Raw genomic sequence first — 15,909 nt, forward strand, 5'->3', positions numbered from 1 at the left:
TCCAATTGTAGATCGAGGCGTCGCTGACCCCGTGCTTGCGGCACAGATCGCCAACCGATACCCCAGCCTCGTGTTTCTTCAAAATTCCGATGATCTGCTCTTCAGAGAAGCGGCTGCGTTTCATGTCCTGGTCCTCTGGATGGGCCAGAACGAACTTCAAACCGGATTAGATCAGAGGGGCAAGGTCAGGACGCCTCGGCGCGGTCGTCGACCTCTTCACCCCAGCCGAATGTGCCAACTACTTCAAAGCCGCAGGATATGACCTGGATCAGATAGGACGTGCTCCAATGGTTTACACCTGACACAGGAGTCCGGCCCCCACAACCGTTTCGCAATGAGGAGCAGCGCTGCCGCTGCTCCTCCAATCACACGACGGATTCACGATGCGGCAACTCGAGCCATGATTTCGGATCGAATGGCCGATGCGGTGTATAGTGAGGCATCCAGCGGCAAATCCCCAAATGCCAGTTGACACAGAAGATAATTAGCACCTGCCTCTTCCAGCTGATCAAGGAGAGCTTTTCGGACAGAATCTGCCGTTCCCACGACGCACAATTCACTTTCAATTGCTGCATCGAAGTTCAAAGGCAAGTTTGGTGGAGTGGAAATGGCATTTAGTTCGTATAGAAATTTGAAGCTATTGAGCCATCGTTCATAGGCAGGTGCTGCGAGCAAATACGCATCTGTTTCAGAACGCCCTATCACCACCATTCGGAGCAATCCAAGAAATGGCGCTTGCTGGCCAATGTCAGCATCGTGAATTCGGGCGGCGCGGAACGCGTCGGTAACGCTGCGAACAGAAGTGGAAGGTCCGACGCAGGCGATGTTTGCCCCATTCGCAGCGGCCCAGCTAGCCGGCTCGGGTCGATTGGTGGCGATCCATGTCGGGGGATGGGGATATTGGTGAGGTCTCAACGTCAGCGGAACATCTTTCAACTCAAAGTGGCGGCCCTGATAAGAAAGCGTCCCGCCTTTCATCGCATTGATGAGAATCTCACTGGCCTCCGCATACTGTTCTGGTGCTGCTTCTACAGCAACCCCGAAGTATCCCAATTCAGTGGGAGCAGAGCCGCGCCCTATGCCGAGTTCAAGCCTGCCGCCGCTCAACTGATCAAGCATGCAGATCTCCTCGAAGGCACGCAGCGGATGATAGAGCGCAAGTAGCATTACCATGGGACCAACACGAAGACTGCGGGTTCGCTGGGCGACGCTCGCTAAGAACAAATTCGGTGATGGACCTCTGCCATGCGGCGTACAGTGGTGCTCGGCGAGATGATACGCATAAAAGCCATAGCCATCGCACGCTTCTGCTAGGCTCAGCCGATCTGCATATTGTTGTGCGATGTCATCGCCGTTTTCGTCCAGATGATCGAAGATGCCGAAGGTCAGGCCCGAAGCGGAAATTTTCTTCAATTAATTGTTCTCCAAATTACCTATATTTATTCGCTAATCATCATAGCTCACGACATATCATTACTTGGTGCTTGATGTGAATCGACTTCATGCTTGTGAGCACCGCGATTCTTCTTAAAGTTCATACAGACGCGTTCGGCGGCAGCAAGGAATTTGTCCATCTGCTCTGTGGTGCCAATGCTGACGCGAATACAGTTCTTCAAATCTACGTCAGGAAAGCTGGCGATGAGGATCGCCTGCTCTTTCAACGCGGCTTGCCAGCATGAGCCCTCCTGTCCCGCCGGCACACGGGCCAGCAAAAAGTTTGCGTGGGAGGGTGTTACGGAAAAGCCAAGTTGCAACAGCGCCAGGGTCACTCGCTGTCGTTCATGCTTGATGTGCCTGTGGTTCTCTTCGTAGGCGTGGCGATGCGCAAGAATGCTTTTCCCGACCGCCTGCCCGATCACGTTCATGTTGAAGACATTCTGGATGTTGCGCAGCCTGCCAATGATTTCTGGGTGACCGAAACCGAAGCCGACTCGCACGCCAGCGGCAGCATAGCTCTTTGAAAAAGTCCTCAAGATCAAAAGATTCGGATGTCTATTGACGAGGCGCAGGGCATTGTCGGGTGCGAAGTCAACGTAGGCCTCATCCAAGACGACCAAGCGATCTGCTTGCTCCACAAGGCGTTCGATTTCGGCCACCGGCACGAATGTTCCGGTCGGATTGTTCGGATTAGCCAACAGAATGAACTTCGCGTCTTTTGCGGGGCCGGACAGCAGTTTTTCTATCGGCAGGGGATGAGCTTCGCTCGATGCGATTTCGAGAAACTCGGCACCCTGCAACATGGCAAGTTTACGGTTGAACGAAAATCCGGGCGACAGCATTGCCACTCTATCTCCTGGGGCGAGGAAAGCTCTGTAGATGAGTCCGAGCAGCTCCGACGAACCGTTGCCGGCAATCACCTGATCTTTGGAAAATCCGTAAGCATCGGAGGCAGCTGCCCTTAAGCTGAGATTGTCGTCTTCCGGATAAAGATACTGGTGTTCGATCGCAGCAATTGCACTTTGCATTACGCTCTTCGGCAACGGAAACGGGTTCTCGTTCGTATTTAGCTTAACGCAGTTTGCATCCGTCGCTGGTCCGTTGGACGAGAGAGCATCTAATTTGCTGGCCACCGGCGAAAAAAGCGAAAGCACGGTCTTCAGTTTTGCATCGCACATGTTCTTCTCCGTTTTTCAGTCCCGCAGGGCATGTGACATGAGGCAATCGTTGATCGTGACTTGATCGACGTTCGGCTATATCAGCGCTGCCTTCCCACCCTGGTGGGGATCGCCGACCACGGTTTGGATTTGACACCGGGAAGCTGTCGAGAACCTGATGACGACCCAACGTTTGGCCGACGGCCGATTCGGCGCAACAGACGGTGTTTCAACATCGCATCGTCCTCAAAGCCGCATGCAGGGCCTGCACGACAGCCCGTCTCCAGCGCCCGCAGATAGGTGGAAGCCGAAGTCTTGCCGAACCTCAGTTGCTCTGCCACCTTGGCCCACCGGACTGCCCTGTTTATGGGTCAGGCGCAGGATATCTCTGACGCTCGTTCGTCTTGCTTGCTTCCGTCTTGGCATGGGCTCTCTCGGTTTGCTGATGAGAGAGCCAAATACCGGCTCATCTGAGCATGAGACGCAGGCCTGACGATATGGAGCGTCGCTGGTGGCGCGCGTAGCCAAGAGGGTTCGCCTCGCTGGCGGGGCATGCAAGACGGCGCACCTCCTTAGCCATCCTGTCCCATCGTCTCAGATCGTGAGGCGCACCTTATAGTCGGTGAGGAGATCTTGCAGGGTCAGGTTACGCCCTAGCGCTTAAGGTTGTTGGTCGCACCGAGCAAGCGCGGGACCTGTCGACGGACAACAGCGGTGCCACTGCCGGCACTAGGTCGTCCAGCATCACAGTGAACCGCGTACGTAGTATTTTGTCGTAGGCGGCATTCTGGATAGCCGGATACGGGCTCTTCACCCGCTGCACCACCGATTGCGGGATGATGTCGCGAGAAACATTCACGGATTTCGTGAAAAAAGTGTACCCGCCGAAGAGCCCTACTCGCGGGGGCGGTGCAGCACCACCTCGGTGTCACTGCTCGTGTTCATGCGATGGATTAGGCCGGCCAGCTGTTGACGCAGCTCGCGGTAGTTGTAAGTCTCACCCGAGTAGACGAGCACCAAGTCAGGTCGGCCATCCTCCTGGAGCATCCTCGGCTGGCGGCCGCCCTGATATCGATGATTGCCAGGCGGTGGTGTCCCAGCGCCGCAGGCCCGCCGATCCAAGTCCCCTCGTCGTCCGGACCGTGGTTCGCTATGGTGGCCGTCATATCGGCAAGCTCCCTTCGCGCATCGGGACCTCCGAGGTCTGGATTGAAGTCGATCCATTCACAGATGCCGCACAGGTTATGTCGCCGCATTTGGGCGAAGCAGATATAAGGCCAGTGGGAAACCATCGAGGCAAAGTGACGGATCTAGCCCAGCTACGATCCGCATCCGACATTGTCGGACATCGGACAGCACCGCGATTCGCTGCATAGGAAGCCTGGAGTCGCGATTTCCCCTGGGGGAATCAGCGCATGAAAGGAGAGCTGGGTCGTGTCTGCCGAAATGAGAAATTGCTCCCCCTTATTGCATCACCGAGGAATGTTACCCAGCGCGATAGACGGACATGCCCTATCTCCCCCCGTTGCAGCTGAGGGAGATAGGGGCCAGCTCTTCATTCAACCCTCATGGAGGATGATCAGCCCAGCCATTTCCATGCGCCGGCCTTCACAAGCCGTGCACCATTCAGGTTCTTTTCCTTGAAGCGCGACGATCCTTGTCAGACGTCGCAACACTTGCTGCCGAGAGCACGAGCTCTTCCTCGAGCATGCCTTGATCTGCGCCTCGAACGGCTCGCACATGCTGGGTTTCAACGACTTCGCAGAGGTTGATATTCTGCAGTGACTTCGTCTCGCTGCTGCACGGCATTGACGCTGGGAGCCATGCTCGCGTGGCGCAATTGTGCTGAAGCCGGTGCCCACGGCAACGTTTCTTAACCCGCCCCAGATCCTGGCGTTTGGCTATTTCCGACATTCGTGTCCGGCTTCGGACAAAGGCCGGGTTTGCCGAACGGAGTCGCACCCAATTTCCAGTGCTGCTTGAGCAATAATATCGACCGGCATTACTGGACAACACGAAAGTTGCTGCAAAAACCGAAGTGAACCCAAGGCATCGGGTCAATTGGCATGGCGCTTGCGACTCGGTCGATAGAACGCAGTCAAAATCACGGTTGCAGACCATGCCTACCTCTCAAAGCTCGATAAAGCACGCGAGCAAAATTCCCCGTCTCCGCGGAAGCTCGTCGCCGTTAAACGTGCCTGCTCGGGGGCGGTCTTGCACAAGACCGGTCCGAGGCAACCACGCCAAGGCGCGAGGCTGCCGGAACTGTCGACCGAAGTCGATGCCGCTTCAGTTTAACCGAAAAATGCACCGTACCACTTTGGCCTGGAAGCAAATCAATGACCTATAGAAAGAACGTTCCTCTCGTGACCTTTCGCACGCGTGTTCGCGATGAGTCGATCGGGGGGCCAAATCCTTATCGGTGGGAGAACAAGACCTCCGACGATTATTTCGGGGGCAAGCGCATCATCCTGTTCTCGCTGCCTGGCGCCTTCACCCCGACCTGCTCGACCTTCCAACTGCCCGATTTCGAAAAACTCTATGATCAATTTCTGGAACTGCGAATTGACGCGATCTACTGCGTCTCGGTCAACGATGCTTTCGTCATGAATGCGTGGGGAAAGTCCTTGGGGCTGCAGAAGATCGAGCTGATCCCAGACGGGTCGGGCGAGTTCACGCGCAAAATGGGCATGCTGGTCGCGAAGGACAATCTGGGCTTTGGCATGCGCTCCTGGCGATACGCCGCTCTGATCGACGATGGCGTGGTGGAGCAGTGGTTCGAGGAGGAAGGCTTCTGTGACAACTGCGAGACGGACCCCTATGGCGTTTCATCCCCGCAAAACGTTCTCGACAAATTGAAGGCGGCGGCATGACCCAGAAGTGGAAAGTCTCACACAACCCAAGCACACACTAGAGCCTCCTCGGCAGATCACGGTTCAACATGCATCTCTCAGCAAGCCTGCTTCAACGCCAGAAGCAACGTATGGTCTTATCGCCTCAAGCCGTTGAAGCTATTCGCTTGCTGCGATTGACGCATACTGAACTCCATCAGCTCGTGCAGCAGGCACTCGAGAAGAACCCCGTTTTGAAGCCTGACCCGTTTGACGACGATTCGCCGCTGCCAGGGGTGGATCAGCGGAGCAGTCAAAGCAGAAGCGAAATCGGCGAATCGCCCATTGGCGGGCCGTCTGGCGGGCGCGGGCAATGGAAGTCGCAACGCAGTAGCGGCAACGATCGACCTGCCGTCCAGGAGTTTACCGCCCACACCGAAACATTGCACGACCATGTCGCCCGCCAGGTCGCCCTCACCCCGTTCACCCCCCAGGAGCGGCTGATTGCCGGACAGCTCGCCGCTCATCTGGAGGACACTGGCTATCTTCAGGTAAACCTTTTCGATCTGGCCAGGAGGTTAAACGTTCGGCAAGCTGATGTGGAACGGGTCATCGGAATCTTGCAGCAATTTGATCCGCCGGGCATTTTTGCGCGAACTCTCAGCGAATGCCTGGAGATTCAGCTGCGCCAGCAAGACCGGTTCGACCCGGCTATGGCAGCTTTGGTCGCCAATCTCGAGATGCTTGCACGGGGGGATTTTCAGGGATTGAAGCAGCGTTGCGGAGTCGACGAGGAGGATCTCCTCGACATGAGGAACGAAATCCGCGCGCTCGATCCCAAGCCTGGAGACCGGTTCCAGTCCGGGACGCCGGAAACCATCGTACCGGACGTCTGGGTAATGCCCTCGTCCGAAGGTGGATGGCGGGTGGAGCTTGATCCGGCCACGCTGCCCAAAGTGTTGATTAACCAAACCTATGTCGCCGAAATCTCGCAGCTGACCAAGCAAAATCCGGAAGGCAAAGCGTTTCTCGACCATTGCCAGGAAAAAGGGAACTGGCTGATCAGCAGTCTCAAGCAGCGCGCTAAGACGATCCTTAAGGTTGCGACCGAAATCGTGCGCCAGCAGGATGCCTTTTTTACACACGGCGCCGCCCATCTGCGGCCTCTCTGTCTCAAAAATGTCGCTGACGAGATCGGCATGCACCAGTCGACGGTAAGCCGGGTGGCTTCGAACAGGTACATGTTAACTCCGCGCGGGGTGTTCGAGCTGAAGTATTTTTTCGCTGCGCCAATCGCATCCTGCGAGGGCGGCGATGCGCACTCCGCCAAAGCTGTCCGCCATCGGATCAAGGCAATCATAGCCGAAGAATCGCTCGACAAGGTACATTCCGACGAAGACATCGTTGCTCAACTCAAGGAGACCGGCATCGATGTCGCTCGCCGTACCGTCACCAAATATCGCGAGGCGATGAACATCCCTTCCTCCATACGACGGCGCCGCGATAAGCGTTTGTCCGCAGCTGCGATCAAGCGAAGTGACTAACCGACATTCGTGGTCGGCGAGAGGCAACTCTCAACTTCCTCCGGGCCGAAGCAGCTTTCGAAGTCATGGCATTCCCCGCAACTGGGTGCTGTGCATGACGAAAAGCCTTCGGCCTCACACAGCTTGCGGTAAAAGTACTTTTTCCATTTCATGTTTTCTGTGTTGCCTGCCGCCAGCGCGGGAAAATGTCTGGCAAGCAGGCGGCTGAGCTCAGCGCGATTTGAGAGGCCAAGATCCCGCCAAAGATGGTCCATGCGCATCGCACGCCGGGCGATGATCTTGGCCAAGCGGGCGCTCGCCGGGTCGGCCGGCGCAGCATGCGCTAGCAGCAGCCGGCGTAGCAGTTCCTCTTCCAGTTCCGGCTCGGGCTCGCTCAACTCCTCCAAAGCGAATACGCTGCTGGAGGTAGACGGGAAAGTTGCGGCCAAGACATCACGCAATTCGACAGACGAAAGGCCTGTCCCCTCCGTCGCCAACACCTCGCCCGCCTGGACCTCCTCAAGCGAACGTGAATGTACGCAGGGCAGCACATGCTGATCGAAGCTCCTCCCTAGCTCGGACCCACGCCATTGCGCGCTGGATAGGCAGCCATCATCGTAACGGCCGGCTTCAGCTTCCGGCATGACAAAGCGCCTTGTTGACCGCAGGGATGATCTTGTCGCCCCAGAGCTCGATCTGGCGCAGCATCGTCTTTTGGTCGAAGTCGCCCAATTGAGTCTGAACTGCGATCTGGTCCGGTTTCAAGATATCGATCTCTTCCAGCAGGCGATCAATCACGCGATTTACGCTGCCAATCGGCAAATTTTTGCGCATGGTCTCGAAGGACAGATCCTGCTGGGTCGGTGTCTCCTGCAGCAGGTAGCCATCGTGGCTCTGTTGGCGGCGCTGATGCAGGGCTTCAGAAAGCCGGCGCTGGAAGCGGGCATTGTCGAGATAGCTGTTGATCTCCAACTCGTCGTGGCTGGCATAGCAGCAGCGCAGCAGCGATATCTTGACGTCGGTGACGTTCTTTTCCTCGGATGCCGCCGCCCTCTCGACTGATTCACGCAGTGTGGTCAAAGTCTCTAAGCCGTCGTGGAAGGCTGTGACAAAAAAATTGTGCCCCTCGCGGTAGGCCCGAGCCATCCGTGCGGCTCCGCCAGCGATCCAGATAGGCGGCGTCGGCTGCTGGACTGTGCGGACCGAAATCGCTGTTGGGGGGATCTTCTCATATTGGCCGTCGTGTTCGAAGACGTTTTGGTCGAGGCCCTTGAGAATGATGTCCAGGTATTCCGAAAAGACGGCCGGCGCCTCATCGATGTCCACGCCGAACCGTTCGAACTCGAACTGCTGGTATCCCAAGCCTACGCCGAGCTCGAGACGGCCGTTCGCAACGATGTCGGCGAAGCCGATCTCGGACAGCAGGCGCTGCGGTTGGTAAAGCGGCAGCACGCAGACGGCAGTGCCCAGGCGAATCGTGCTTGTCAAGCCGGCGCAGTGCGCCACCATCATCAGCGGGGATGGTATGAGGCTGTAATTGTTGAAGTGGTGCTCAGCAAACCACGCGGTGTTGAACCCAGCCTGCTCCGAAGCGACGGCCTGTTCGATGGAGTTGCGGATGACGCTTTCTGAGGATTGGTGATAGCCACGCTGGGCGGCCAGAATGAAAGTGGCAAATTCCATGATTTCTCCTCGTTATAGACACGTCAGCCGACCGGGAATGTGCTCGGCATGCGCATGCTTGGATCTCAAGCACCTCAGGTGCGTCGTGGAGCCGAGGCTTCATAATGCTCGGCCGGTCGCCCTGCGAAGGCCTGGCAATTAACCTGCCGCCTCCGCAAAACATTCGTCATAGAGCTCGCTGGCGTTTCCCGCATCACCGAACGAGGTCCAGCCGCCGTCCACGTAGAGGATCGAGCCGTTGATGTATGAGGCGTCAGACGAAGCAAGGAAGAACGATGCATCTGCGACGTCTTCTGGCCGTCCCATCCTGCCCATGGGGATGCGTCGTCCGATTGCTGTCAGGTCGATGCGGCCGGCTTTGGCCAACTGAGCAAGTGCGGGCGTGCGGATGTGGCCAGGAGCGACGGTGGCTGTCCGAATTCCGACCGGCCCGAGTTCGGCCGCCATGCAACGGGTCAGCATATCCATCCCCGCCTTGGAGGCGCCGTAGGCATGGCGCGGCGCGAACGGCAGAAAGCTGTCGATCGACCCGAGATTGAGGATCACGCCGCCCGGGCGCATAGCCTTGATCGCTTCGCGCGCGCAGGTGAAGGCGCCGGTAAGGTTGACATCCAGGACGTGTTCGAGCTGTTTCGACAGTTGCTCGATCGCAGGCACAATCCTGTCGGCGGTATCAGCACTATTGACCAGAACATCGATATACCCGAAGCGTCCCCTCAGTTCTTCGAACATCGACACCACATCGCTCTCGACGGCCACGTCCAGCGATTTCGCCAGATGCTTGCCGGGGAGCGATGTAGCCAGCTCTGCCGCTGCAGTGCCATCTTTATCAGCAATCACGACGGTGTCGCCGTTCGCGGCAAAGCGGCGAGCGACGGCCGCGCCAATGCTTTTTGCGCCACCGGTGACGAGCACGATTCGCGCATCTGTGCATTCGGCCGGACAGGAGAGCTCGGCTTGGAGCGCACCATCCACCGGCGGGTGAGCATCCCCCGGCTGGTTGAATGACATCCAGCCTCCGTCGACTGCCAGCACCGAGCCGGTGATGTAGCGCGCCTGCGTGCTGCTCAGAAAACGCACGACCCTGGCGATCTCGTCGGGGCGAGCCAAGCGCCCCATCGGCACGCGGCGGCGTATCGCCGCGAGGTCCATTTTGCCAGCGCGTGCCAGTTCTGTGACCATTGGGGTGCGGACGGAGCCCGGCGCCACCGCCGTGACGCGGATTCCTCGCATAGCCCACTCGCATGCAAGGGACTTTGTCAACGAGATCACGCCAGCTTTCGAGGCTGCGTAGGCGTTGCGCCTGGGATTGCCGACCACGCCCGCCATCGAAGCCACATTGACGATCGCACCGCCCGGCTTCATGCGCCGCGCCGCTTCCCTGGCCATAACGAATGGCCCAATAAGGTTCACTGTCACGCCGCGTCGGAAGGTATCGACAGCGGTGTCGATGATCCTATCCATCGTGGGTCCAACCGCCGCATTGTTGATGAGGACATCGATTTGCGCGAAGCGTGCTTCGACCTGGCCGAAAAGTGAGAGCATGTCCTTCTCTCGCGACACATCGCACTCCAGACCGACGTGCGGCGACCCGAGATCCCGAGCCAGTTCAACCACACCACTGCCCGGAAGGTCCACCGCAACTACAGTGTCTCCGTCCGCGGCAAGGATATCGACCAGGGCACGGCCGATCCCGCCCGCAGCGCCTGTGATGATTACGGTGCGTGCTGCCAGTTTCACGAGAGCTTCTCCACGATGACCGCTTGTGATCTCAGCCCATCAACCTTGGGCGGAATGAAGGGCCGAGCCAAATCGTTGCAGTGACCGCCAGTTGCGGCCCCACACAGATGTCGTTCCCGTAGGGCGCTCATCCTCCATTTCTACCCACTTATGCAGCTCCCAGTTGGGGACCCTCGACGCCATCTTGGTCGGTGGGGATGTGACCCTTGAGCAACTGGTAGATGGGATCGTCTGGATGTGGTGCTCCAATCGGCTGTCGCTGGCCGAACCTATCTGCCTCAAGAATCGCTGGCGGGATTTGCTCCTCAACCCAATCGTAGACGACTGTCCGTTCCGCAATTCGCCACTCGTCCTGCCTCTTCTGAAACAGATCGCAGTAACGGCCGCAAAGCAGCGTCTGACGTATTTCTTGGTCTGTATCCGGTCCGCGTTGCAGCGCGGTGAAATAGCTCTCGACCGCGGCCTCTGCTGAACTGATGAAGTCGATCAGGCTGTTCGTGATTTGATGGATGTTACGGTGCCCCGGCAGACCGAGAGCAAATTGGATGAAGTCCTCTGCCGGTCCGCAATAGGGACCGTGCCTGTCATACGCTTCGGGCCAGTATGCGCTACGCAGCGCCGCCTCATCGGCGCGGTCTATCCCGCGGCAGTACCGATACAGGCAGTTGCGGATCGCCTCTCGGTCACGCAGTTCGGTAATTTTCGCGTGGTCGACAGGGTCTGTCGCGAATTGTATGATTGTTTTGTCCTTCCCGATGCCAGTCTGCACTTTGCGTGTGTCTCTCTCTACAACTGAGTTAGCGGGGGGCTCGTCAACTTCCAGAGCTTGTTCGGGGCAGGCTCGTACCCCTTTTGAGGCAAGCAGTTGCTCCCCATCGGCAACATCAATATCACCGGGCAAGATGTAGCCGGCGTCATCAAGCTTGAAGACTCTCGGCGCCCGCGCCCAGCAGCGCGCATGACCCTGGCATCTGGCTTTATGTACGACGACACGCATAGCGAACTCCAATGTCGTTGGCTGAAACTTCAGGACCAGTCCAGGATCAGATTCTCGATCCCGAACACATGGCCGCCGAAGGTGATAGGTTCAGTCCCTGTCTTGATCCGAAAGGCTGGGATGCGCGCCAGCCACTCCTCCAGGCCAATGACAATCTCCCGCCGGGCAAGGTGTGAGCCAAGACAACGATGGGGACCATAGCCAAAGGCAGCGTGCCGGTTGTCCTCGCGCGCCAGATCGATCTCATTCGGGCATTCGAATTCCGCCGGGTCACGATTGGCAATCATCGTGGCACAGGAAACATAATCTCCCTTGCGGATCGGCGCGCCTTTGAAGTCGACATCCTTCGTTGCCACTCGGATCATCTGAATGGTCGAATAGGCGCGCAGCAATTCTTCCGCAGCGACGGCAATCCGGTCAGGTTCGCTTCGTAGCAATTCCTGATCTTTGGGGTTGCGCGCGAGATGGGCCAAGTCGAAGCATATGGCTGCTGAGACCGTGTCGAGTCCCGCGACGAACACAAGCACGCCGATGCCACGGACTTCTTCGTCACTGAGCAGACGACCCTCGACCTTTGCCTTCACGATGAAGGTCATGAAATCATCGACCGGCTCCTTGCGGCGCTCGGTGGCAAGTTCGTCGATGAAGGCCACGATCGCCCGGGCTGCGGGTGGTCGTTGCTCCTTATCGCCGTGGAGCAGATCTCTAGCCCAGCCGACAAATGTTTCTAGTCCGTCGTCCGAAAGCCCAATAAAGCGAAGGAAGATATTGACCGCGAACGGAACTGCAAAATCCTTCATGATGTCGCAGCTCGTGCCTGATGCGGCGATCCTGTCGATCAGCTTGATCGCTCGTTCCCGGACAGCCGGCTCCAATGCCATTACCCGCTTTGGCGAAAGCAGCGGATTGAGCAGTGAGCGAAAAACACCGTGGAATGGCGGATCGAGCTCAAGCGGGATCATCGGCCAGCTCTCGCCGAGCACAGAGGCGAAGATGCTGCGATGGCTGGAAAACGTTTCGGTGTCCTGCAGCACCCGGCGCTGGTCGCTCGCGCGAGTGATGACCCAGGTACCCCGACCGTCGCGCGTGTTGCTGGTTGAATAAAAGATCGGAGGCCCGGCATGAACGCAAGCAACCGCTGCATGCGGATCCCCGTTAGCCGTCGGCAACATGCCGGGCGACGTAAACAGGTTGAAGTCCCTCACCATTTCGGGCGGGACATGATCTGGAACCGGCCGCGATTTAACCGCGCCAGAATCGAGAGACCGTTCATGAGATGCTGTCGGCATTTGCATGCAATCGTCGGTGCAAGCTCCGTGCCGAATTCGTCTTTCGATAATCCTTGCCGTTTGCTGGGCAACAGGTGGCGCCTGCGCTGACTTGCTGGTCGGGATTGCAACATTCTTGTCCAGCGTCGGACACAGAATGTAGAATGCTAGACAGCGACTTGGAGCAACTCAACTGGTGGGATCGCTAGCCGATCATGTGCCCGGGGAGCATCCAGTTCGAAAGCTTGCGCTAAGCGGCTTGGTGACTTGGCCGAGGTCACCAGGTGGAAACGACCAACACTTGGGGTGAGCCTAGTGGCGCTCCCCTCGATGATGTCTGGCGGGGTGGTTAGCCGCCTCCGTAGGACAAGATCAGTCTACACGAATGGACTATAGCCTCTCCTCGCATGCCTCATTGGCCGTCCTTCAGAGCCGGCCACACGAGCTTTTGTCTTTCAGCAGGGCGTTTTTCTCGCCAGCTACAGAGCCACACCGACGCCATTAATGAGCGTCCAGTCGACGGGTTGGATGGCCCTGTCCATCTTGCCCAGCACCTTGGCTTAGCATTTGCCGGTGCGGCGGAAGCCTTCAAGACGCAGTTCTTGACCTTCTCCAGATCAGCCTCGGATGGATATCGGCAAGGGTTCAGCTCGTCCTTTTGAACTTGCGCATCTTCGTGTTGGCCAACCCCAGGCCGCCCGACATATTTGCGGTCTATCCGGCACCTCAACTTCGAACAACCTTGCGGCAAGCTCTTGGGATAGCCCACGCTCGTGCCTCCACCACCCGCTCAGCAGAGCCAGATTTGTCGTTGATGGCACGGAACTTGCGGAGTCATTCGCAGATGCGTCACGGACCGAGAGTGTCGTCCCATGAATTCGATCACCAAAAAGGCCGCCCGACGTTGCTGGGACCGCCTGCAATTACCTTATCCCAGAATTGGGAGCAACGGCTTCAAAAGGGATAACTCATCACCTCAATTTTGTCGATCGCGCGGCCATCGAACCGCAGCCATCGATCAGACTTCCGCCTCGTTGCACTCATTGCGACCGCCTTGGTGCTTGCGACAACCGCTCAATTCTGGCTGCCAGGATAACCACATATGGCGACGGAACTTCCTGCTTCAAAGCAATATAGAGATCGTCGATCATCCCCCCATCAAGGCCTCGATCGAGGACACCGCGTTCGGCTTGCTTGGTTCGCAGTGAACAGACCGCACTTCGACGAATGCGATCGATGCGACCGCGCCGAGAACTCTCCCGCATTGTCGACGGTTGGGTCCGTCGGCCCTCCGATGAGGCCTCGGATGCGTCGGGCTCCGAGGCCTCGACTGATGCCGACTGGCCGCCGCCGGAAGGTCTCGCGGCTTTGATCCCCGGCGATGTAGCCACCCCTGCTGCAACAGCTCCTAGCCGGAGAACTCATTCATGACCGAATCGGCGACAGATTTAGTGGACGCGGCTTTGTTCGACCGAGATCGGCTTGACCCAGAAAGTCCCTATCAACGTTCTGGCCCTGCATGGGGTGCCATCATTTCGCTTTCCTTCGGCACCTTCGGGCTTGTGACGGCAGAGTTTCTGCCCGCCAGCGTTCTGACACCGCTCGCGCATGATCTCCGTATCACCACGGGCACGGCTGGACAGGCGCTAACAGCGGCCGCAATCGTCGCGGCGATCTCGGCACCGATAATCGCCATCGTGACAAAGCGTCTGGACCGCAGGGTCGTCATCTGGGCGATGACGCTCCTGCTGATCCTGTCGAACGTTCTGGCGGAGGTTGCGGGGTCGCTGCCGGTTTTGCTGGCGGCACGCGTCGTCCTTGGCATATCGCTTGGTGGTTTTTGGTCAATTTCGGCAGCGTTGGCGATGCGGCTGGTTCCAAGTCACCTCATGCCGCGCGCCATGTCGGTCATCCTCACCGGCGTTTCTGTCGCCTCCGTCTGCGCGGCTCCAATCGGCGCTTATGTCGGTGACATTTGGGGATGGCGAGCCTCGTTCAAGGTCGCCGCAATCGTGAGTGCCGTTGCGCTGCTCGTGCAACTCGTAACCATTCCGCCACTGCCTCCGATCGAAGTGCGCAGATTCCGCAGTCCGCTGGATGTCGCGAAGAATCCGGCGATGAAGGTTGCGGTGCTAGTCGTGCTATTGGTCGCTTCCGGCCATTTTGCCAGCTTCGCCTACATCCGCGCCTTTCTCGAGAGCGTTCCTGCGCTCGACAAGAAGTCAATCCCGCTCGTGTTCCTTGCTTTTTGCACGGCCGGCGTCTTCGGCAATTTAGCCGGCGCATTCCTCACCAAACACAGTCTCAAGGCGGTCGCGGCCCTGCCGCCCCTGCTCATTGCCGTAGCCGCTGTCTCGCTCCTGACCATGAGAGCATCGGCCTTGACCTCGGCAATTGCAGTTGCCGTATGGGGCTTTGCTTTTGGCGCGGTCCCGGTCGGATTGCAGACATGGATGGTGCTACGCGCCGCTCCGAAACAGGCCGAGAGCGCTGGTGTACTGATGGTCATAACCTTCCAAGTGGCCATCGCAGCCGGCACAACTTGCGGTGGCCTATTGGTGGATCACACGGGTATTGCCAGTGTCTTTGTCTACAGCGCGGTTGCCACGTTCCTCGCTGTCTTGACAGTATTTTTGCTCGGCCCGAACCGCAAAACCTGACCGCCTGGTGGGGAGTGACGGTCGGCGGCGTTCACGCTATTGTCACCTCTGAGCTCGGCCCAAAGGCCGCGGCTTCGTCGTAACCATGCGGTCGATGGGGCAGCGCCAAATTGCTTCCTGCTCATCGCGTTGCGATAATACAGCGCGCTTATTGCGTCATCGTGTCCCCGGTCTCGGCTTCAATGCCCGGCTACTGGCTGCGGAGGCAGATGGGCGCCGGCGTCCCACCGACGACGATCGGTCTTTTCTCATGTAGCTGTCGGGGAAACGAGGCAGGTTTTCCGCCAGAACCCGCCAGTCGTCGCGCTCGCGTTCGCCTTCCTTGCGCGCACCGAACAACTGGATGATGATCTTGCCGTCGGACCCATATGCTTCGAGCGAGGTGACGTGACTGTCATTGGTCGGCTTGCGCACGGCCCAAACCTCACGGATTTGGTGGGTCCTGAGATGCAGCCGGAACGTTTCGTCCAGCACATGGATGCACGGCCCGATCTGCTTGACCGACTTGATTAAGCCGGAATGGGTCTGGATAGAACCTCGGTTGCCGACGAAGCACATGATCGGTAATTCGTCTTCGGCCGCACGCTGGAGCACGGCGCCAACTGCGGCATTG

13 protein-coding genes and 1 pseudogene are annotated in these 15,909 nt (G+C 58.2%); 3 read left to right on the top strand and 11 right to left on the bottom strand.

The window, feature by feature from the left end:
- The 4 genes from EOC06_RS07765 to EOC06_RS45105 all read right to left on the bottom strand — a co-directional run.
- Positions 1-124 (bottom strand): transposase (locus tag EOC06_RS07765; RefSeq protein WP_164898500.1); only part of this gene is annotated, 124 nt, incomplete at its 3' end.
- A 254-nt stretch (positions 125-378) separates the two neighbouring features.
- The gene (locus tag EOC06_RS07770; protein WP_095484287.1) at positions 379-1,413 is read right to left on the bottom strand and encodes an LLM class flavin-dependent oxidoreductase; all 1,035 of its coding nucleotides are present in this window, start codon (positions 1,411-1,413) and stop codon (positions 379-381) included.
- 47 nt (positions 1,414-1,460) lie between these two features.
- Positions 1,461-2,615 carry a histidinol-phosphate transaminase gene (gene hisC / locus EOC06_RS07775; RefSeq protein WP_127331192.1) on the bottom strand — a complete coding sequence of 385 codons (1,155 nt, stop codon included), beginning with the start codon at positions 2,613-2,615 and terminating at the stop codon, positions 1,461-1,463.
- A gap of 873 nt (positions 2,616-3,488) precedes the next feature.
- Positions 3,489-3,818 carry a hypothetical protein gene (locus tag EOC06_RS45105; RefSeq protein WP_368773584.1) on the bottom strand — a complete coding sequence of 110 codons (330 nt, stop codon included), beginning with the start codon at positions 3,816-3,818 and terminating at the stop codon, positions 3,489-3,491.
- A 1,115-nt stretch (positions 3,819-4,933) separates the two neighbouring features.
- On the opposite strand from EOC06_RS45105, the gene EOC06_RS07785 reads away from it, so the two are divergent.
- Together EOC06_RS07785 and rpoN are read left to right on the top strand one after the other, a co-directional pair.
- A complete protein-coding gene (locus EOC06_RS07785; RefSeq protein ID WP_024505252.1) occupies positions 4,934-5,467 on the top strand; it encodes a peroxiredoxin in 534 nt (177 codons plus the stop codon).
- A 68-nt stretch (positions 5,468-5,535) separates the two neighbouring features.
- Positions 5,536-6,969 (top strand): RNA polymerase factor sigma-54, encoded by a 1,434-nt coding sequence (gene rpoN / locus EOC06_RS07790; protein ID WP_128307470.1) that lies wholly within the window; start codon positions 5,536-5,538, stop codon positions 6,967-6,969.
- On the opposite strand, the gene EOC06_RS07795 is transcribed toward rpoN, so the two are convergent.
- The 6 genes and pseudogenes from EOC06_RS07795 to EOC06_RS07815 all read right to left on the bottom strand — a co-directional run bounded on the left by EOC06_RS07795 (position 6,966) and on the right by EOC06_RS07815 (position 12,576).
- Positions 6,966-7,592, bottom strand: coding sequence for a nitrogen fixation protein NifQ (locus EOC06_RS07795; protein ID WP_024505250.1), 627 nt, complete (start codon positions 7,590-7,592; stop codon positions 6,966-6,968). The genes rpoN and EOC06_RS07795 overlap by 4 nt on opposite strands.
- Positions 7,579-8,631, bottom strand: a complete 1,053-nt coding sequence (locus tag EOC06_RS07800; RefSeq protein WP_128307471.1) for an LLM class flavin-dependent oxidoreductase — start codon at positions 8,629-8,631, stop codon at positions 7,579-7,581. Before EOC06_RS07800 ends, EOC06_RS07795 begins: the two co-directional genes overlap by 14 nt.
- Before the next feature lie 138 nt (positions 8,632-8,769).
- On the bottom strand, positions 8,770-10,371 hold the full coding sequence (locus tag EOC06_RS07805; protein WP_063169384.1) for an SDR family oxidoreductase: 1,602 nt from the start codon (positions 10,369-10,371) through the stop codon (positions 8,770-8,772).
- Positions 10,372-10,519: 148 nt separating this feature from the next.
- A complete protein-coding gene (locus EOC06_RS07810; RefSeq protein WP_245463580.1) occupies positions 10,520-11,107 on the bottom strand; it encodes a nuclear transport factor 2 family protein in 588 nt (195 codons plus the stop codon).
- 138 nt (positions 11,108-11,245) lie between these two features.
- A pseudogene (locus EOC06_RS41950) lies at positions 11,246-11,368 on the bottom strand (ferredoxin); the annotation flags it as partial.
- Between the two features lie 29 nt (positions 11,369-11,397).
- Entirely contained in the window at positions 11,398-12,576 is a 1,179-nt protein-coding gene (locus tag EOC06_RS07815; RefSeq protein ID WP_024505246.1) for a cytochrome P450, read from the bottom strand.
- A gap of 1,487 nt (positions 12,577-14,063) precedes the next feature.
- On the opposite strand from EOC06_RS07815, the gene EOC06_RS07820 reads away from it, so the two are divergent.
- Positions 14,064-15,296, top strand: coding sequence for an MFS transporter (locus EOC06_RS07820; RefSeq protein ID WP_128307472.1), 1,233 nt, complete (start codon positions 14,064-14,066; stop codon positions 15,294-15,296).
- A gap of 156 nt (positions 15,297-15,452) precedes the next feature.
- Here EOC06_RS07820 and EOC06_RS41955 read toward each other — a convergent pair.
- The coding region (locus EOC06_RS41955; RefSeq protein WP_281062024.1) for a ChuX/HutX family heme-like substrate-binding protein at positions 15,453-15,909 on the bottom strand (457 nt) is incomplete at its 5' end.

It is taken from the genome of Mesorhizobium sp. M7A.F.Ca.MR.362.00.0.0 (assembly GCF_004023175.1).
Taxonomy (GTDB): domain Bacteria; phylum Pseudomonadota; class Alphaproteobacteria; order Rhizobiales; family Rhizobiaceae; genus Mesorhizobium.

Coding starts and splice junctions, on each gene's coding strand:
- hisC (WP_127331192.1), bottom strand. CDS start 2,615: ATGTGCGATGCAAAACTGAAGACCGTGCTTTCGCTTTTTTCGCCGGTG.
- EOC06_RS45105 (WP_368773584.1), bottom strand. CDS start 3,818: ATGGATCGACTTCAATCCAGACCTCGGAGGTCCCGATGCGCGAAGGGA.
- EOC06_RS07785 (WP_024505252.1), top strand. CDS start 4,934: ATGACCTATAGAAAGAACGTTCCTCTCGTGACCTTTCGCACGCGTGTT.
- rpoN (WP_128307470.1), top strand. CDS start 5,536: ATGCATCTCTCAGCAAGCCTGCTTCAACGCCAGAAGCAACGTATGGTC.
- EOC06_RS07795 (WP_024505250.1), bottom strand. CDS start 7,592: ATGCCGGAAGCTGAAGCCGGCCGTTACGATGATGGCTGCCTATCCAGC.
- EOC06_RS07800 (WP_128307471.1), bottom strand. CDS start 8,631: ATGGAATTTGCCACTTTCATTCTGGCCGCCCAGCGTGGCTATCACCAA.
- EOC06_RS07815 (WP_024505246.1), bottom strand. CDS start 12,576: ATGGTGAGGGACTTCAACCTGTTTACGTCGCCCGGCATGTTGCCGACG.
- EOC06_RS07820 (WP_128307472.1), top strand. CDS start 14,064: ATGACCGAATCGGCGACAGATTTAGTGGACGCGGCTTTGTTCGACCGA.